We start from the raw sequence: 19,267 nt of genomic DNA, 5'->3' as shown, positions 1-19,267 counted from the left end.
GCCGCAAAGTCGGATTGTGAATTGTGAATTTTGAATCGAATCATGCGCCGATTATTCGTCATACTCGCTACCCTCTCCGTCCTGCCCCTCGCGGCGCAGAACGAGGACGATGCGCGCCAGTTCCAGAAACTCGCGCAGGTTTTCCGTTATCTTTCGGGTCTTTACGTCGACGAGGTGGAGATGAAACCCGTCGTCGAGGGCGCCATCGCGGGCATGCTCGAAGAGCTGGACCCCCACTCGGCCTACATCGGCGCCGAGGAGATGAAGGGCGTGCAGGAGAGTTTCGACGGGGAATTCAGCGGCATCGGCGTGGAGTTCAACGTCCTGCGCGACACGGTGATCGTGGTGAACACCATCGCCGGGGGACCAGCCGAACGGGTCGGCGTCAGGGCCAACGACCGCATCGTGCGCATTGATACGCTCGACGCCGTGGGGATGAGCCGCACGGACGTGCCCAAACACCTGCGGGGCAAGACCGGCACGAAGGTCGGAATCGACGTCGTGCGCCACGGCACGCCCGGACGGCTCCATTTCGTGATCGTCCGCGACAAAATCCCCCTGAACACCGTCGACGCCTCCTATCTGGCCGGCGAGGGCATCGGCTATATCAAGGTCAACCGCTTCGGCCGCACCACGATGGACGAATTCACCGAGGCCTACCGCAAGCTGGGACGGCCCGAAGGGCTGATCCTCGACCTGCGGGGCAACGGCGGCGGCCTGCTGGAGCAGGCGATCGGGATGGCGGGATTCTTCCTGCCGCGCGGCGCGGTGATCGTCTCGACCGAGGGGCGCGCCGTTCCGGCGTCGTCGTTCCGCGCCCAGACCAACGGCGAGGACCTCAAGGGACGTCTCGTGGTGCTGATCGACGAATCGTCGGCTTCGGCTTCGGAGATCGTCGCAGGGGCCGTGCAGGACTGGGACCGCGGCGTGGTCGTAGGCCGCCCGAGCTTCGGCAAGGGTCTCGTGCAGCGGCAGATCGGGCTTTCGGACGGTTCGGCCGTGCGCATCACCGTGGCCCGTTATCACACCCCTTCGGGCCGCGTCATCCAGCGTCCCTACGAGAAGGGGAAGCGCCGCGAGTACTACCTCGACCACCTGCGCCGTTATGACGATGCCGCGCGCGATTCGCTCGACGCGGCGGCCCCGGCCTACCGCACGCTCCGCACCGGACGCACGGTCTACGGCGGCGGAGGCATCCGTCCCGACATCCTCGTCGAGGCCGACACGGCGGGTTTCTCGAACTACTACGGCGAACTGATCCGCCGCGGCATCGTGGCCGATTTCGTGGGCGACTGGCTCGACGGTTCGCGCGACAGCCTCTCGCGCCGCTACGCCTCGTTCGAGGCCTTCGACGCCGGGTATACCCCCTCGGACGAGGTTCTCGAAAGGCTCACGGCGCTCGGTGAAAGCCGCGGCGTGAAGTTCGACGCCGAAGGGTTCGCCGTCTCCGAACCCCTCGTGCGCATGCAGCTCAAAGCCCTCGCGGCGCAGCGGCTGTTCGGCACGGGAGCCTATTTTCGGATCATCAACCCCGCCGCAAGCCCCGCCTACGCCCGGGCCGTGGCGATTCTCGAAGATTGGGACAAATCGGGCCAGCCGGTTCTGGAACCGTGAAAATAGCCCTTCAAGTTTTTGGAAATTCGCTTTTTTTTGCGTATATTCGTAGATACGAGCGTGTGCTGAAAAAGCTGAAACCAACCCAAAAACGAAACCCATGCTATCCCCAACCCATCTCCGTCGCGAAGGCGAGGATTACGAAGCCCAGATTCTTTCCAAAGCCGTAAAGGCGGGCCGCCGGACCTATTTTTTCGATGTCCGGGCCACGCGCGGCGACGACTATTTCCTGACCATCACCGAGAGCCGCAAAATCACGGCCCCCGACGGCACGTCGAGCTACGACCGCCACAAGATATTCCTCTACAAGGAGGATTTTTCGAAATTCGCCGACGGTCTGCACGAGGTCGTCGAGTTCATCCGCCGCAGCAAGGCGTGCCCCGAGCCGGAGGAATAGCCCGTTCCGATCCGTTTCGGAGCGCGCGGAAATCGGCCACCGGCCCGGTTCCGCCGTAAGATGCGCCGGAGTCCGGCGACAGCTCCCGGGAGGCGGCGGAGGCTTATCCGCATAGGATGTCCCCGGAACTGTCGGGGAGCGGGAGAAGGTCCGGCAGCGGTTGTTTGGGACGAATGTGCGCCCTGCACAGCGCGGCATTCCGAAAGGAACGGCGCCGACTGCGGGAAATCCCTCCGCGGCGGAGGCTTATCCGCACAGGATGTCCCCGGAACTGTCGGGGAGCGGGAGAAGGTCCGGCAGCGGTTGTTTGGGACGAATGTGCGCCCTGCGCAGCGCGGCATTCCGAAAGGAGCGGTGCCGACTGCGGGAAATCCCTCCGCGGCGGAGGCTTATCCGCACGGGATGTCCCCGGAACCTGCCGGGGAGCAGGAGAACGTCCGGCAGCGGCGGACGCAGGCGGGTGCGAAAAACGGCAGGCTCCCGAAAAATTGATGAAAACTTAATTTTCGGAACGCGGGCGTTCGTCTTTTATCCCCTATCTTTGGCTGCGCCGAAGATACTCCGCCTGAACAAAATCGCAAACAAGTTTGCTTTTGTATCCGGCTTATTCGTATCTTTGCGTTTAAAACCAAAATACGCAAACAAACCATGAATTTTTCCCGGTACATCGTACTTGCGCTCAAAGGGTGCGCCATGGGTATGGCCGACGTAGTTCCCGGCGTCTCGGGCGGTACGATCGCTTTCATTTCGGGTATCTACGAAGAACTGCTCGACTCGATCCGCAGCGTCAACGCCACGGCGCTCAAGCTGCTGCTGAAACTCCGCCTCGGCGAGTTCTGGCGTCATATCAACGGAAGTTTCCTGCTGCCCGTGCTGCTGGGCATCGCCATTGCGATCTTTTCGCTGGCTCGCCTGATGACCTATCTGCTGACCTACCATCCCATCGCCATCTGGTCGTTCTTCTTCGGGTTGATCATCGCCTCGGCGCTGCTCGTCGCCCGGCAAATCGGACGCTGGGACTGGCGGAGTCTCCTCGCGTTCGTCGCAGGGGCCGCCGCGGCCTGGTGGATCACCGTCGCCACGCCCGCAGAAACCCCCAACGACTGGTGGTTCGTGATGCTTTCGGGCGCCATCGCCATCTGCGCCATGATCCTGCCCGGCATCTCCGGGGCCTTCATCCTGCTGCTGCTGGGCAAATACCAATATATCATGCAGGCCGTGGGCGATCTGAACATTCCCGTCATCGTGATCTTCGTCGTCGGAGCCGCGGCGGGCATCATCTCCTTCTCGCACCTGCTGTCGTGGCTGCTCAAACACTGGCACGACGTCACGGTGGCCGTGCTGATGGGCTTCATGGTCGGCTCACTCAACAAGGTCTGGCCGTGGAAGGAGACCGCCGAGACCTACCTCGACAGCCACGGCGTCGCACAGCCGCTCGTCCAGCACAACGTCGCTCCCGGGACCTTCGAACAGCTCACCGGCCAGCCATCGCAGCTTGTGCAGGCGGTTCAGCTCTGCGTCGTTGGATTTCTGGCCATCTACGGCATCGAACTGCTGGCGCGCATCATCGTCAAAAAAGAGGAGAAGTAACCCATGCGACGCTTCGGACTGATCGGACGCCCGCTGGGGCATTCGGCTTCGGCCGCCTACTTCACGGAAAAGTTCAACAGAGAGGGGATAACCGACTGTGAATACTCGCTTTACGAACTCGGGTCGATCGGAGATCTGCCCGGTCTGCTGGAGCGTCTCCCGGAGCTTTGCGGGCTGAACGTCACGATTCCCTACAAGCGCGACGTAATGGCCTTTCTGGATTCGGTGTCGCCCGAGGCCGAGGCCATCGGGGCCGTCAACTGCATCCGCCGCACGGCGGACGGGCGTCTCGCGGGCCACAACACCGATGTCATCGGCCTCCGGGCCGCGCTGAACGAACTGCTGGGCGCGGCCCAGCCCGGGCAAGCCCTCGTGCTCGGCACGGGAGGCGCTTCGCAGGCCGTGCAGTATGCCCTTGCCGAACGCGACATCCCCTTTGCGCTGGTCTCGCGCGAAGCGGCGAAAGGCAACTACACCTACGACGATCTGCCGTGTGAGGCAGTGGAAGCCAGCCGGTTGATTGTCAACGCATCGCCCGTGGGGACCTACCCCAACGTCGATGCCGCGCCGCGTATCCCCTATGCCTATGTCACGCCGGAGCACTACCTGCTCGACCTGGTTTATAACCCGCCGCTGACGCAATTCCTCGACTACGGCCGTCAGCGCGGGGCGCATATTCTGAACGGGCGGACGATGTTCGTCGGGCAGGCCGAAGCCTCGTGGCGCATCTGGAATGCTTAAAGCGGGGCTTTAAATAAATCTTATAATGTTATGAAAAACCGCTTGTTGTCGATATTATTCGCTCTGCTTGCCGGAACGGGAGCGGTCTTCGCGCAGTCGGAGGTGACGCCTCCCGCATTCAACGGCGCGGTGATCAGGGTCTTTATGACGCGCATGGCCGCCACGGTCGAGAAGATTGCCATTGAGCAGCAGATTCCGGCGGACTCGATCTCTCCGGTCGTGGGCATCGCCCTGCAAATCGACAAGGCGGGAAACGTCGCGGAGTGGCGCTACATGGACAATACGCAGGAGGGCCGCGACCATGCGGAGTTCGCTCCGGCGACGGCGGCCACCCGCCGGGCGATGGAGAAGGCGTACGACCGTCTGGGCGGAACGTGGAGTCCCGCGACGCTGGCCGACGGAAGTCCGGTCTCCTACACCTCGCGGATGACGATCCGCATTCCGGTCGAGAAGATCCGGAGGGCGCAGGACGCCGATCCGCTGCTCTTCATGGGGGAAAATCCGGACGAGAATTTCCACGCGTGGGCCAAAATGCGCATCCGCTACGACGGGCGTTTCACGGAGAAGGGCGTGGAGGGAGTGGTGCACGTGCGGTTCTACATCGAGCCGGACGGGCGCATCGCCATCGGCGAGGTCGTGCAGTCGCCCGACGAGCGGCTGACCAAAGAGGTGCTCCGCGTCATCCGCAGCAGCAAGGGCAAATGGACGCCCCGCAAGGTGCGCGACGTGCCCCAGCGGACGGCCTACGAATACCGGGTCAACTACCACAACAACTGAACGAAAAGCTCCGCCGTGCAGCGGAGCTTTTTCATGGGGTTCTTATCGGTGGTGGAGCATCGCCTTCGCCTTCTCGTAGTCCTCTTCGCGGACGACAATCTGGGCGGGCATGGTCCCTATCGGGTAGATGGCCGACATGTATTCGTTGCGGATCGTCGACCAGATACCGGCGCTGTCGAGCATCGACTTGGCGATCTCGGCCTCTGTGATGATGTTGTACTCCGCCAGTACAACCAACGTGTCGTCTTGCATAATTCTTCGGTTTTTGGTTCGGTATTTAAAGTTAAGCATTTTATCGGTAAAATGCAATAGCCCTGCCATGAATTCTTCAATAAAAAAACATTATCTTCGTCCGGAACCGGAGAGGGGCCGCATCCCGGTAAAACAAGTCGTCCGGCATTTGATTATACCCCCGATTTATATTATCTTTGTCGTAGCAAAATTTTGACGCAATGCCCCAATTCGTACACCTTCACGTACATACGCAATATTCGATCCTCGACGGACAGGCCAGCGTCCAGCGGCTCGTGGACAAGGCCATGGCCGACGGACAGCCCGGCATCGCCGTGACGGACCACGGCGACATGTTCGGCATCAAGGAGTTCTACAACTACGTCCAGAAAGTCAAGGGCAAATGCAAGGACAAGGCCGCCGAGGCGGAGGCCCGCATCGCCGCCCTGCGCGACGGCACGGAGACCTGCGCTGACCCCGCTGCCGAGATCGCCAAATGCGAAAGACAACTGGAGGAGTGCCGGCGCAAACTCGCCTTCAAGCCCATCATCGGCTGCGAGGTCTACGTGGCGCGCCGCCGGCTCCACGACAAGGAGGGCAAGCCCGACCAGAGCGGCTACCACCTGATCCTGCTGGCCAAGAACCTCAAGGGATACCACAACCTCATCAAGATCGTCTCGAAGGCGTGGACCGAAGGTTTCTACATGCGTCCGCGAACCGACCGCACGGAGATCGAGAAATACCACGAGGGGCTAATCTGCTGTTCGGCCTGTCTGGCGGGCGAGGTTCCGCGCGCCATCACGGCCAACGACCTCGAAAAGGCCGAGGAGTCGATCCGATGGCACAAGAAGGTCTTCGGCGACGACTATTACCTCGAACTGCAACTCCACAAGGCCACCGTCGAGCGGGCCAACCACGAGGCCTATCCCATGCAGCTGCACGTGAACAAGCACCTGCGCGAACTGGCCGCGAAGCACAACGTCAGAATGGTCTGCACCAACGACGTGCACTTCGTGGACGAAGACAACGCCGAGGCGCACGACCGGCTGATCTGTCTCTCGACGGGCAAGGACCTCGACGACCCCAAGCGCATGCTCTACTCGAAGCAGGAGTGGCTCAAGACGACGGCCGAGATGGCCGCGATCTTCGGCCAGACCGACCCCGAGGCGATGTCGACGACCGTCGACATCTGCAACCAGATCGAGTGCTACTCGATCGACCATGCGCCGATCATGCCTAACTTCGAGATCCCCGAGGAGTTCGGAACCGAGGCCGAATACCGCGCCCGGCTCACGGAAAAGGACCTTTTCGATGAATTCACGCGCGACGAGAACGGCAACGTGGTGATGTCGGAGGAGGAGGGACTCAAAAAGATTCAGAAATTAGGAGGTTACGACAAACTCTACCGCATCAAGTTCGAGGCCGACTATCTGGCCAAGCTGACGATGGACGGCGCGCACAGGCGCTACGGCGAGCAGCTGACCGAAGAGCAGGAGGAACGGCTGAAATTCGAGCTGCACATTATGAAGACGATGGGTTTCCCGGGCTACTTCCTGATCGTGCAGGACTTCATACGCGCCGCGCGCGAGGAGCTGGACGTGTCGGTGGGTCCGGGCCGCGGATCGGCCGCCGGATCGGCCGTGGCCTACTGCCTCGGCATCACGCAGATCGACCCCATCGCCTACGACCTGCTGTTCGAGCGTTTCCTGAACCCCGACCGTATTTCGCTCCCCGATATTGACGTCGACTTCGACGACGACGGCCGCGGAAGGGTCCTGAACTGGGTGACGCAGAAATACGGCAAGGAGAAGGTGGCGCACATCATCACCTACGGCACGATGGCCACCAAACTGGCCATCAAGGACGTGGCGCGCGTGCAGAAACTGATGCTCTCGGAGTCGGACCGCCTCTGCAAACTCGTGCCGGACAAGATTCCCGACAAGAAGCTCAACCTGCAGAACGCCATCGACTACGTCCCCGAACTGAAAGCCGCCGAACAGTCGGACAACCCGATTCTGCGCGATACGATCCGTTACGCCAAGATGCTCGAAGGAAACGTCCGCAACACGGGCGTGCACGCCTGCGGCACGATCATCTGCCGCGACGACATCACGGACTGGGTTCCCGTCTCGACGGCCGACGACAAGGAGACCGGCGAGAAGATGCTCGTCACGCAGTACGAGGGTTCGGTGATCGAGGACACGGGACTGATCAAGATGGACTTCCTGGGGCTGAAGACCCTTTCGATCATCAAGGACGCCGTGGAGAACATCCGCCTGACCAAGGGCGTGAAGATCGACATCGACGACTTCACGATCATCAACGACCCCGCGACCTACCGCCTCTACGGCGAGGGCCGCACCGTCGGGACGTTCCAGTTCGAGTCCGCGGGCATGCAGAAGTACCTGCGCGAGCTGCAACCCTCGACCTTCGAGGACCTGATCGCGATGAACGCCCTCTACCGGCCCGGCCCGATGGACTACATCCCGGACTTCATCGCCCGCAAGCACGGCCGCAGCCCCATCGAGTACGACATCCCCGTGATGGAGAAGTACCTCAAGGACACCTACGGCATCACGGTCTACCAGGAGCAGGTCATGTTGCTGTCGCGTCTTCTGGCCAACTTCACCCGCGGCGAGTCGGACACGCTCCGCAAGGCCATGGGCAAGAAACTCAAGGACAAGCTGGACCACCTGAAACCCAAGTTCATCGAGGGCGGCAGGAAGAACGGACACGATCCGAAGGTGCTCGAAAAGATCTGGGGCGACTGGGAGAAATTCGCCTCCTACGCGTTCAACAAGTCGCACGCCACGTGCTACTCGTGGGTGGCTTACCAGACGGCCTACCTCAAGGCCAACTACCCTTCGGAGTACATGGCTGCCGTGTTGAGCCGAAACCTCACGAACATCGAGCAGCTGACGCTCTACATGAACGAGTGCAAGCGCATGGGCATCAGCGTCATGGGACCCGACATCAACGAGTCGATGCGGACCTTCTCGTCCAACGCCGCCGGGGACGTGCGCTTCGGCCTCGCGGCAGTGAAGGGCGTCGGTGCGGCGGCCGTGGAGAGCATCATCGCCGAACGCAAGGCCAACGGGCCTTTCAAGGACATATACGACTTCGTCGAGCGCGTGAACTACTCGCTCGTCAACCGCAAATGCCTCGAAAACCTGGCTTACGCCGGGGCGTTCGACTCGATCTCGGATTTCGCACGCTGCAAGTATTTCGGCGTCGACCTGCGCGATTCGAGCGGCATCACCTTCATCGAGCAGCTGATGCGCTACGGGCAGCGGTTCCAGACCGAGCAGAACAACGCCCAGCAGAGTCTGTTCGGCGGCGGCGAGCACGTGGACATCCAGCGCCCGGTGCTTCCGGCCTGCGCCGACTGGAGCCAGTTGGAAAAACTCACGAAGGAGCGCGAAATGGTGGGCCTTTACCTCTCGGCGCACCCGCTCGACGATTACAAAATCATCATCGACCACATGTGCAAGACCCAGCTTTCGGAGCTGGAGAACCTCGACGCCCTCAAGGGGCAGGAGATCGCCGTGGCGGGCATGGTCGTGGGCGTGCAGAACCTGATGACCAAGACCGGCAAGCCGTGGGGCAAGTTCAAACTCGAGGACTACAACGGAGGCCACGAGTTCGCCCTCTTCGGCAAGGACTACGAGAACTTCCGCAAATACCTTTTCCCGGACTATTTCCTCTTCGTCCGGGGCCGCGTGCAGGCCAAGCCCTACAACGACAAGGAGCTGGAATTCAAGATCATTTCGATGGTTCAGTTGCAGGAGATGCGCGACACGATCAAGGAGATGATCGTGCAGCTGCCGATCGAGGAGGTGACCGAAGCGTTCATCCACGACCTGACGGAGAGGGTCCGCGAGTCGAAGGGCGACACGCTGCTGCGCCTGAACGTCTACGACCGCGGAGCGCAGGTCTCGCTGCGCCTCTTCTCGAAAAGCCACAAGGTGAGCCTCTCGCAATCTCTGGTCGGATATTTGGACGACAACAGCATCCACTACTCAATCGCATAAGCATACTTTAATTGATAATCAACAAAAAACTCAAAGCTATGGCATTGGCAATCAACAAAGACAATTTCGAAGCGCTGGTCGCAGGCGATCAGCCGGTGGTCATCGACTTCTGGGCCGAATGGTGCGGTCCCTGCCGCACGATGTCGCCCATCGTGGACGAACTGGCTGCGGAATACGAAGGCAAGGTCGTCATCGGCAAGTGCGACGTCGAGGAGAACGATGACATCACGATGAAGTACGGCGTGAGGAACATCCCGACGATCGTCTTCCTCAAGGGCGGCGAGCTGGTCGACAAGCAGGTCGGCGCATGCCCGAAGGATGCCCTGAAGGCCAAGATCGAGAAGCTTCTCTGATGCTGCGCGCCATCGACTTCCACGGGCTGAAAGGCGTGGAGTTCTCCAAGGGGGAGTATACGGTGCTGCTGATTCCGGAGATGGGGGCCAACCTCGTGCGGCTGGCCAACACCCGGCTGGGCGCGGAGATCCTGCGCACGCCCGGACCCGGGGAGATCGAGACGTTCCGGAGCCGTCCGCAGGTCTTCGGGCTTCCGATTCTGTTCCCGCCCAACCGCATCGCCGACGGCCGTTACGTCTTCGAGGGACGCACGTACCAGTATCCCATCACCATCGAGAGGGAACGGAACTACCACCACGGCGTCCTCAAGAGCGAGGCGTTCCTGGTGTCGAAGGCCCGCGAGACGGACAGGGAGGTGATGATCGAATGCCGTTACTACGCCAATGCGGGGAACGATGCCGTTTACCGCGATTTCCCGCACGAGTTCAAGTGCAAGATCACCTACCGGCTCACGGCCGAAGGGTTGGAGCAGGAGGTGGTGTTCTTCAACCGCAGCGAGACCCGCATGCCCCTGGGCGTGGGTTTTCACACCCCGCTGACGATTCCCTTTGCGGGCGGGACCGACGCCGACTACGTGATGCGCCTGGCTGTCGGGGAAGAGGTCGAACTCGATGGCCGCAACCTCCCGACGGGACGCAGGCTGCCGCTGTCGGAGCAATTTTCCAAATTGCGCCGCGAAGGGCTTCAGGTCACCGGCTGCGGGCCGATCGAGGCGGGTTTTACGCTGCGCGAGATTGACGTGGACGGCAAACCGTTCCGCGGCGCGCTGGTCGAGCACCTGCGCACGGGCGTGAGAACCTGCTACGAGGTCGACGAGCAGACGACCTACTGGACGCTGTGGAACAACGGAGGGCAAGTGCCCTACTGCTGTCCCGAGCCGCAGACATGGACCACGAACGCCCCCAACGCCGCCGATCCCGCGGCCGAAGGGTTTCGGGCCATTGACCCGGGCGAGTCGTGGCGCACGACTTTCCGCCTGTATGCGAAATAGTGGTAAAAAAAGAGGATCGACCGGCGATCCTCTTTTTTGTCTCAAAACCTCTCGTGGAAGACCGTCGCGGAGAGCGGTTTGCGCAGCGTGTCGTGGCGGTTGGGATCGGCCGCCGGGCCGTCGCCGTAGCCGATCAGCAGGATGTTCACGGGTTCGACGTTCGCCGGAAGGGCGAACTCCTCGCGCACGGCTTCGGGTTTGAACATGCAGATCCACAGCGTGTCGAGGCCCAGCGACGCGGCGGCAAGCATCATGTGGTCGGTGACGATCGACGCGTCGATGTCCGAAATGTTCTTGCTGTCGTACTTGCGGGTCCATGCCTCGGAGGTGTCGGCGCAGACGATGACGGCCGTCGGGGCGCCGAAATCGCGCGTGCAGCGCGCAAGGCGTTCCATGCCCTCCTTCGACTGCACGACCACCAGCCGCTGGGGCTGGCGGTTGGCGCCAGTGGGAGCCACGCGGCCCGCTTCGAGGATCAGCTCCAGTTTCTCCGGCTCCACTTGCCTGGAGAGGTATTTGCGGCAGGCGTACCGCTTTTTCGCCAGTTTCAGAAAATCCATTTGCAAAGGTTTTAATTATATAAAGGTACGAACAGGCCGGGCGATTCGAAACCTCCCGACCGGTAAAAAGGGCCGTTACGCCTCCAAAGGTATAAAAATTCGCGCCGTTATACAACCGGGCGCTCCGTTTTGGCAGGTCCGGCTGACAGAATGGCAGAAAAAAAGTACTGGCACACCGTTTGTTGCAGGAAGGGCAGGAAATCAAATACAACAACAACGATAGCACTATGAAAAACGGAAAAATCGGAGTTACGACGGAGAACATTTTCCCCGTCATCAAGAAATTCCTCTACTCGGACCATGAAATTTTCCTGCGCGAGCTGATTTCGAACGCCGTGGACGCCACCCAGAAGCTGAAAACCCTCTCGTCGATCGGCGAGGCCAAGGGCGATCTGGGCGACGTGACGATCCGCGTCGCCGCCGACAAGGAGAAGAAAACGCTCACCGTGACCGACCGCGGCGTCGGCATGACGGCCGAGGAGGTGGATAAATACATCAACCAGATCGCCTTCTCGGGCGCCGAGGAGTTCATGGAGAAGTATAAGAACCAGGCCATTATCGGACATTTCGGACTGGGATTCTACTCGGCATTCATGGTGTCGGACAAGGTCGAGATTTTCACGAAATCCTATAAAGAGGGTTCTAAAACCGTACATTGGAGCTGCACCGGGTCGCCCGAGTTCGAGATGGAGGAGACCGACGAGGCGCGCGACCGCGGCACGACCATCGTGCTGCACCTCTCGGAGGATTCGCTCGAATACGCCGAGGATGCGCAGGTCGAGGCCCTGCTGAAGAAGTACTGCCGCTTCCTGCCCGTGCCCATCGCCTTCGGCAAGGTCAAGGAGTGGAAGGACGGCAAATACGTCGACACCGACAAGGACAACATCATCAACAACGTCGAGCCGCTGTGGACCCGCAAGCCCGCCGACATCACCGAGGAGCAGTACAAGGAGTTCTACCGCGAACTCTACCCGATGAGCGACGAGCCGCTGTTCTCGATCCACCTCAATATCGACTATCCGTTCCACCTGACGGGCATCCTCTACTTCCCGAAGATTCACAACAACTTCGAGATCCAGAAGAACAAGATCCAGCTCTATTCGAATCAGGTCTATGTGACGGATCAGGTCGAGGGCATCGTGCCGGAGTACCTGACGCTGCTGCACGGCGTGATCGACTCGCCGGACATTCCGCTCAACGTATCGCGCAGCTACCTGCAAAGCGACGCCAACGTGAAGAAGATTTCGAGCTACATCACCCGCAAGGTCGCAGACCGCTTGCAGGAGTTGTTCTCGACCATGCGTTCGGACTACGAGGCGAAGTGGGACGACCTGAAAATCTTCATCCAGTACGGCATCCTCACCGACGAGAAGTTCGCCGAGAAGGCCGCCGGGATCATGCTCTGGAAGAACGTCGAAGGCAAATATTTCACCCCCAAGGAGTATGCGGAGAAGGTGAAGGAGAACCAGACCGACAAGAACAAGACGGAGGTGTTCCTCTATGTGGACGATCCCGTGGAGAAGCACACGTTCCTCGAAGCGGCCAAAGGCAAGGGGTACGACGTGCTGGTGATGGACGGCCAGCTGGACAGCCACTACATCAACTGGTACGAGTCGAAGAACAAGGAGTCGCGTTTCGTGCGCGTCGACAGCGACGTGGTCGACAAGCTGATCCAGAAGGAGGAGAATGTCAAGATGTCGCTCACCGAGGGCCAGCAGGAGGTGCTGACGCCCGTTTTCGAGAGCCAGATGCCCAAGGACGACAAGATTCACTACAACATCTCGTTCGAGGCCATGTCGCCCGACGAGGCTCCGGTGGTGATCACGCAGAACGAGTTCATGCGCCGCATGAAGGAGATGGCCCAGACGGGCGGCGGGGGCATGAGCCAGTTCTACGGACAGATGCCCGACAACTTCACCATCGCGGTCAACGCCAACCACCCCATCGTCATCGACATCCTCGCCGACGTGGAGAAGTCCTACGGCGACAAACTGAAGTCGATCACCAAGAAGATCGACGCCGCAGTGGCCGAGGAGAAGCGTTTCGACGAGGTCGTGAAGGGCAAGAAGGAGGAGGAACTTTCGTCCGAGGAGAAATCCACGCGCGAGGAGCTGTCGAAGAAGATCGTCACCCTGCGCGACGAGCGCAACCAGCGTCTGCGCGAGATCGGCGGCGAAAACCGCCTCGTCAAGCAGATCATCGACCTGGCGCTGCTGACCAACGGCATGCTCAAGGGCAAGAACCTGACGGATTTCATCCAGCGTTCGATTTCGCTGATCGGAAAATAGTTTTTGAAGGGTTTGCAGAGAAGGGGCCGCACTTTCGGAGTGCGGTCCCTTTTCCGTTCCGGGCCATCCAACCGCTTTTTGCGGAAACAGTTGCAAAAACAGCAAAAAAAGACTACATTTGTTTGTCACTACAAACCCAACCAACCTGCCATGAGAAACCTTCTGTTCCTGATCGCAGCGGCGCTCGGTGCGTTGCTGCCGTCCTGCACCCCGGCTAACCGGGTCGTGGAAAACCCGCTGATCGAAACGGCCAACACCCGGACGCTCGACATCGTGAAAGTCGAATTGAGCGACACGGCGACCGTGCTCCACATGAACGCCTACTACCGGCCCAAAAACTGGATCGTCATTTCTTCGGACAGCTACCTGCAAATCCCCGCCCGGAAATTCATGCTCACCGGGGCCGAAGGCATAACGCCCGACTCGCTGTTCTGGATGCCGAAGTCGGGCCGCGCGTCGTTCGTGCTGCGGTTCCCTCCCCTGCCCCGCGGTACGAAATCGTTCGACTTCATCGAGTCGGACTGCGACGACTGTTTCAAGATCTACGGCGTGGACCTGACGGGCAAAACGGAGTATCCCGAATATCCCGAAGGCCTGCCCAAAGAGCTGCGCAAGGCTCCGAAAGACGGTCCGGTACCCGATCCGATCTTCGCCGTCGGCGAAACGAGGGTCAACATCCACCTGTTAGGATTCCGCGAAGGGATGTACAAGGACATGACGCTTTATATCAATTCGATGCTGACCGGTCACGAGCGCAAAGACGCTCCCATCGACCCCGAGACGGGCGTTGCGACCTTTAAATTCGGGCAGTACGGCCCGTCGCTGATCTATGGCAATCCGGCCGGTCCCGGCTCGATGCACCTGAATTTCTGGACGGCTCCCGGGGAAACCGCGGACATTTACGTTGACCTCACAGAGAAGGGTAAATCCATCGTCCAGCGTCGGAACAACGAGCAGCCCAAACGTGCCCCGTTGTACTCGACAGGGACGTACGGCGCGCTGAATACGCTTTTCAACGGGAGCGAGACCAAAACAATCGCTCTTGATACCCATACCGGCGAATTTGCGGATTACCGGATGACAGCGGACGAATATGTGCAGATGGTGGCATCGAAATATAAATTATTAGCCGACAGTATCGCCCGCAGCGGCATGTCCAGCATGATGACAGAACTGTCTCTGCTTTCGCTCCAGCAGGAGACCCTCAACACATTTGCCAACAGTCGTTTCTTTTTGGAACACAATTACCGGTCGGAGCATAATATGTGGGACCGCAATGCGAAGCTCGACTATGAATTTGCCAAACTGACATCCGAAAATCAGGCGATGCTCTGCAAGCTTTTCGATATCAACAACCCGAAACTGCCGATGGGCGTCCGTATTTTCGAATATCAGCGTGCAGCTCTTGCTCCCGATATCGATTGGGCGCAACTCGTCGAGGCTACCAGTCCGCTTGCCGATCTGCGCAAAGTGAGTTCTCTGCCCTCCAAAGCGGAAAACGATGCTCTCACGGAGGCTGACCTCGCCTCGCTCCGTTCGCTGAAGAATCCGTTCTACGCCGAGGCGTGCGAGGCTATTCAGGCCAGGGTACGCAGGGAGCTGGCGGCGCTGGAAGGCAAGGTGAAGATCGAAGAGACGCCCGACGTGGCCCCTGACAAGCTTTTCGACGCCATCGTCGCGCCTTACAAGGGCAAGGTCGTGCTGGTCGATTTCTGGAACACCTGGTGCGGGCCCTGCCAGGCGGCGATCAAGGCCAACGAGCCGCTGAAAACCGGGGAACTGAAATCGGACGACATCGTGTGGATTTACCTTGCCAACGAGACCTCGCCGCTGGTGACCTACAAGACCCAGATCGGCAAAATCGCCGGCAAGCATTACCGGCTGAACGAGGAGCAATGGAAATATCTGTGCGAAAAGTTCAAAGTCGACGGCATCCCCTCCTACGTGCTCGTCGACCGGGACGGCAACAGCAAACTGCGCAACGACCTGCGCAACCACGACAAGCTGAAAAAGACGCTCAAAAAGATGATCGAATAACGGAAACGGCCGCCCCTTGCAGGGCGGCCGTTTTGTCTGCGTCAAGGACGGGCGGCACGGAATCCCGAGGGTCCGGGACTTCACAGGCGCGGCGTCTACGCCTTGCGCCGTTCGATTTCGCTGATATTTTCAATTTTCTTCTTCCGGAGGAAACCGTAGACCCCGTCGAGGTGCTCGGTGACGCGGCCGTGGGAGAATTCGTAGATTTTGGATGTCAGCCCGTCGAGAAAATCGCGGTCGTGGGAGACGACGATCAGCGTGCCGTCGAAAGCCATCAGGGCCTCTTTGAGAATCTCCTTGGTCTTCAGGTCGAGGTGGTTGGTCGGCTCGTCGAGGATCAGCAGGTTGACTGGTTCCAGCAACAGCTTGATCATCGCCAGACGCGTCCGTTCGCCGCCCGACAACACCTTTACGAGTTTCTCGCTGGCCTCCTTGCCGAACATGAAGGCCCCCAGAATGTCGCGGATACGGGTCCGGATGTCGCCCACGGCGATGTCGTCGACGGTCTTGAAGACGGTGATCGACTCGTCGAGCCCCGACGCCTCGTTCTGCGCGAAGTAACCGATCCGGACGTTATGGCCGATCCGGATCTCGCCCTCGAAGTCGATCTGCCCCATGATGGCCTTGACCATCGTCGACTTGCCCTCGCCGTTGCGCCCCACGAAAGCCACCTTGTCGCCGCGCCCGATGGTGATCGACACGTCGCTGAACACCCGGTGGTCGCCGTACGCCTTGCCCAGTTCGGAGGTGATGACCGGATAGGAACCCGAACGCGGGGCGGGCGGAAAGCGCAGGTTCAGCGCCGACCGGTCCTCCTCGTCCACCTCGATGAGTTCCAGTTTTTCGAGCATCCGCACGCGCGACTGCACCTGATTGGTCTTCGAATAGGTCCCCTTGAAACGCTCGATGAACTCGCGGGTCTCGGCGATCATCTTCTGCTGGTTGTCGTAGGCCGCCTGCTGCTGCTCGCGACGCTCCCTGCGGAGTTCGAGGTAATGGGAGTAGTTGACCTTGTAGTCGTAGATGCGTCCGCGGGCGATCTCGATGGTGCGCGTGGTGATGTGGTCCACGAAAGCCTTGTCGTGGGAAATGACCATTACGGCCTTGGCGTTGTTCATCAGGAAATCCTCCAGCCACTCGATCGACTCGATGTCGAGGTGGTTCGTCGGCTCGTCCAAGAGCAGCAGGTCGGGTTTCTGCAACAGCAGCTTGGCCAGCTCGATGCGCATGCGCCAGCCGCCCGAGAATTCGGAGGTCTGGCGCGTGAAGTCGCTCCGTTCGAAGCCCAGCCCCAGCAGAATGCGCTCCACGTCTTCCTGGTAGTTGGTGAGGTCCACGGCATAGAACTTCTCGGAGATGGCCGTGACCTCCTCGATCAGCCGCATGTACGACTCGCTTTCGTAGTCGGTGCGGGTCGTGAGCTGCTCGTTGAGCGCCGCGATCCGCCGCTCGATTTCGAACAGGTGTTCGAAGGCCCGCGACGCCTCCTCGACGAGCGTGCGCCCGTCCTCCACCTGAAGGTGCTGGGGCAGATACCCCACTTTCCCGCCTTCGCCCACGGTCACGCGCCCCCGCGTGGCCGAACGCACTCCGGCGATGATCTTCAGCAGGGTCGATTTGCCCGCTCCGTTTTTGCCCATCAGGGCGATCCGGTCCTTGTCGCCGATCGTGAAGGAGATGTCTTTGAAAAGCGTCGTGCCGCTGAACTCTACGGTGAGGCCGTCTATTGAAATCATAAGTTGTCGCAAATTGAGCCGCAAAGGTACGAATAAGCGATGGCAATGTCAAATTTACTTGAACATTGCCGAGCGGGAGTATCCAAAGGTACGAAACGTCGGGCGTAGAAGCGAACGCCGGTTTGCTTCCGCCCCGACGGAGCGGTCCCGGAATCCGGACTGCGGGGAGGGACTTTCCGGGCGATGAAAATGCCGTCACGGCGCAGAAAAAACCGCTTCGCAGGGCGAAGCGGCATGAATCGGACCCGAAACGGGGCGTCTTATTCGGTCCAGCGGCTGCGGATCAGCTCCAGGAACCATTCCGGACAGCGGCACGGACGCCGCGAATCGCTGTGGATGAAGCCCAGCTGGGTCATGCCCGTATTGAGCAGGTCGCCCCGCTCGTTGTAGATTTCGTAGAAGAAATTGATGCGTGTCGAGGGCATTTCCCGGAGGATGATGCGCACGGTCAGCAGTTCGTCGAAATAGGCCGGCTTGCGGTATTTCGACTGCACTTCGAGGATCGGCATCATGATGCCCCGCCGTTCGACCTCGGCGAACGACATGCCCAGCGCGCGCAGGAACTCGCTGCGGGCGGCTTCGTAGTAGCAGATGTAATTCGAATGGTGGCAAATGGCCATCTGGTCGGTGTGCTTGTACCACACGCGTATCTGACAATCGTGACTTAACATGTTTTCTTTATTTTTCGGTTTGCAGGGAATATCCAAGTAACAATTCGGCCTCTGCGGTTTTCCCCTCATCCAGCAGCCGGCGGATCACGGTCGAACTGACATGCTCGCCGTCGACCCTGCACGGACCCACCTTCACGACGCGGAGCCGTCCCGACGCCGCGAGCGTGTCGCAGTCGATCCGGTCGTGGCCGAAACGGTGGTTGTAGCCCGCGACGAGCGTTTCGGCGCCGACCTTTCCGATCAGGTAATCGTCCGCGAACTCCTCTCCGGACAAGGCGCTGAACGCCCTGTCGAAGGGAATGACGATCACGTTATCCACCCCCAGCTCTTCCAGCAGGGCCGTTTTCTCGTCGAGCGTCGTCAGCAGCCGCAGCCCTTCGGCCTTTCCCAGCGTGATGCGCGGGTGCGGCTCGAAGGTCAGCACGATGCTTTCGCCGCCGTTGGCGCGGGCCTCGGCGATCAGCCGCCCGATCAGGGCGCGGTGGCCCAGGTGCACGCCGTCGTACGACCCGACGGTGACCGCCGGGCGGACGAAGTGCGGAAGTGCGTCGAAACCGTGAAATACCCTCATCTCTCTCTCCCTCTCCGGCACACGGTTACGAATTGCTCCCGTCGCTCTCCTTGACGAAGTAGGCGACTTTTTCGAGCAGCGTGGTGATGTCGTAATTCTCGACGATGATCCCCTGCGGGAAGTTCAGCGGCGTGGAGGTGAAATTCAGCACCCCCCGTATGCCGGCATTGATGATCGGCAGCACGAGATTCGGAGCCACCTTCGTCGGCGAGGAGACGATGACGATCGAGATGTCCTTGTCCTCGACCACCTCCTCGAAGGAGTCCATATGGTAGCACGGGATGCCGTCGATCGTCTTGCCGACCTTTTCGGGGTCGACGTCGAACGCCGCGGTGATCTTCAGCTTGAGCCCCTTGCCGTTGAAATATTTGGTGATGGCCTGGCCCAGATGGCCCATGCCCAGCACGGCGATGTTCATGGGCGAGGGGCTGTCGAGGATGCGGCTGATGTACTCGATCAGCACCTGCACGTCATAGCCCTTCTTCGTGTCGCTCGAGAAGCCGATCAGCATCAGGTCGCGGCGCACCTGCACGGCCGTGATGCCGTGGATGCCGGCCAGTACGTGCGAAAAGATATGCGTGATGCCCTGCCGATGGCTGGCGAGCAGCGTGCGGCGGTACTCGCTCAATCGCTCGATGGTTTTCTCGGGAATCGTATTCGTCAAAGTTGCCATGGCTC

16 protein-coding genes are annotated in these 19,267 nt (G+C 60.2%); 10 read left to right on the top strand and 6 right to left on the bottom strand.

Going from position 1 to position 19,267, the window contains the following annotated elements; translation table 11 throughout:
* Positions 1–42 precede the first annotated feature (42 nt).
* From BHV64_RS09505 to BHV64_RS09485, 5 genes are all read left to right on the top strand, one after another.
* A complete protein-coding gene (locus BHV64_RS09505) occupies positions 43–1,614 on the top strand; it encodes a S41 family peptidase (RefSeq protein ID WP_288115804.1) in 1,572 nt (523 codons plus the stop codon).
* Between the two features lie 100 nt (positions 1,615–1,714).
* Positions 1,715–2,011 (top strand): DUF3276 family protein, encoded by a 297-nt coding sequence (locus BHV64_RS09500; protein ID WP_015546104.1) that lies wholly within the window; start codon positions 1,715–1,717, stop codon positions 2,009–2,011.
* 648 nt (positions 2,012–2,659) lie between these two features.
* The gene (locus BHV64_RS09495) at positions 2,660–3,601 is read left to right on the top strand and encodes a DUF368 domain-containing protein (protein WP_288115803.1); all 942 of its coding nucleotides are present in this window, start codon (positions 2,660–2,662) and stop codon (positions 3,599–3,601) included.
* 3 nt (positions 3,602–3,604) lie between these two features.
* Positions 3,605–4,342, top strand: coding sequence for a shikimate dehydrogenase family protein (locus BHV64_RS09490; RefSeq protein WP_195579622.1), 738 nt, complete (start codon positions 3,605–3,607; stop codon positions 4,340–4,342).
* Between the two features lie 30 nt (positions 4,343–4,372).
* Positions 4,373–5,119 (top strand): energy transducer TonB, encoded by a 747-nt coding sequence (locus BHV64_RS09485; protein WP_288115802.1) that lies wholly within the window; start codon positions 4,373–4,375, stop codon positions 5,117–5,119.
* A 42-nt stretch (positions 5,120–5,161) separates the two neighbouring features.
* Here BHV64_RS09485 and BHV64_RS09480 read toward each other — a convergent pair whose 3' ends face one another.
* Positions 5,162–5,371 carry a putative signal transducing protein gene (locus BHV64_RS09480; protein ID WP_288115801.1) on the bottom strand — a complete coding sequence of 70 codons (210 nt, stop codon included), beginning with the start codon at positions 5,369–5,371 and terminating at the stop codon, positions 5,162–5,164.
* Between the two features lie 200 nt (positions 5,372–5,571).
* On the opposite strand from BHV64_RS09480, the gene dnaE reads away from it, so the two are divergent.
* From dnaE to BHV64_RS09465, 3 genes are read left to right on the top strand one after another with little or no spacing between them, the layout of a single operon-like run.
* Entirely contained in the window at positions 5,572–9,381 is a 3,810-nt protein-coding gene (gene dnaE / locus BHV64_RS09475; protein WP_015546099.1) for a DNA polymerase III subunit alpha, read from the top strand.
* 38 nt (positions 9,382–9,419) lie between these two features.
* Positions 9,420–9,734, top strand: a complete 315-nt coding sequence (trxA, locus tag BHV64_RS09470; protein ID WP_022061499.1) for a thioredoxin — start codon at positions 9,420–9,422, stop codon at positions 9,732–9,734.
* Positions 9,734–10,726 (top strand): aldose 1-epimerase, encoded by a 993-nt coding sequence (locus tag BHV64_RS09465; RefSeq protein ID WP_195636593.1) that lies wholly within the window; start codon positions 9,734–9,736, stop codon positions 10,724–10,726. Before trxA ends, BHV64_RS09465 begins: the two co-directional genes overlap by 1 nt.
* Before the next feature lie 41 nt (positions 10,727–10,767).
* Here the strand turns inward: BHV64_RS09465 and BHV64_RS09460 are convergent, their stop codons facing one another.
* Positions 10,768–11,286, bottom strand: coding sequence for a nitroreductase family protein (locus BHV64_RS09460; RefSeq protein WP_195636824.1), 519 nt, complete (start codon positions 11,284–11,286; stop codon positions 10,768–10,770).
* Positions 11,287–11,513: 227 nt separating this feature from the next.
* On the opposite strand from BHV64_RS09460, the gene htpG reads away from it, so the two are divergent.
* Positions 11,514–13,574: a molecular chaperone HtpG gene (gene htpG / locus BHV64_RS09455; RefSeq protein ID WP_118406334.1), complete on the top strand. Its 2,061-nt coding sequence runs from the start codon at positions 11,514–11,516 to the stop codon at positions 13,572–13,574.
* Between the two features lie 150 nt (positions 13,575–13,724).
* Positions 13,725–15,611 carry a thioredoxin domain-containing protein gene (locus BHV64_RS09450; protein WP_195636822.1) on the top strand — a complete coding sequence of 629 codons (1,887 nt, stop codon included), beginning with the start codon at positions 13,725–13,727 and terminating at the stop codon, positions 15,609–15,611.
* Between the two features lie 95 nt (positions 15,612–15,706).
* Here the strand turns inward: BHV64_RS09450 and BHV64_RS09445 are convergent, their stop codons facing one another.
* The 4 genes from BHV64_RS09445 to BHV64_RS09430 all read right to left on the bottom strand — a co-directional run bounded on the left by BHV64_RS09445 (position 15,707) and on the right by BHV64_RS09430 (position 19,262).
* Positions 15,707–17,347, bottom strand: coding sequence for an ABC-F family ATP-binding cassette domain-containing protein (locus tag BHV64_RS09445; protein WP_015546095.1), 1,641 nt, complete (start codon positions 17,345–17,347; stop codon positions 15,707–15,709).
* A gap of 260 nt (positions 17,348–17,607) precedes the next feature.
* Entirely contained in the window at positions 17,608–18,018 is a 411-nt protein-coding gene (locus BHV64_RS09440) for an acyl-CoA thioesterase (RefSeq protein WP_022061873.1), read from the bottom strand.
* Positions 18,019–18,025: 7 nt separating this feature from the next.
* Entirely contained in the window at positions 18,026–18,589 is a 564-nt protein-coding gene (locus BHV64_RS09435) for an FAD synthetase family protein (protein WP_015546094.1), read from the bottom strand.
* Between the two features lie 25 nt (positions 18,590–18,614).
* Positions 18,615–19,262 carry a redox-sensing transcriptional repressor Rex gene (locus BHV64_RS09430; RefSeq protein WP_022061871.1) on the bottom strand — a complete coding sequence of 216 codons (648 nt, stop codon included), beginning with the start codon at positions 19,260–19,262 and terminating at the stop codon, positions 18,615–18,617.
* Positions 19,263–19,267 lie beyond the last annotated feature (5 nt).

The sequence above is a fragment of the Alistipes sp. 56_sp_Nov_56_25 genome (assembly GCF_001915285.1).
Lineage (GTDB): Bacteria > Bacteroidota > Bacteroidia > Bacteroidales > Rikenellaceae > Alistipes > Alistipes shahii.
This window is presented reverse-complemented; position numbering and strand designations above follow the sequence as displayed.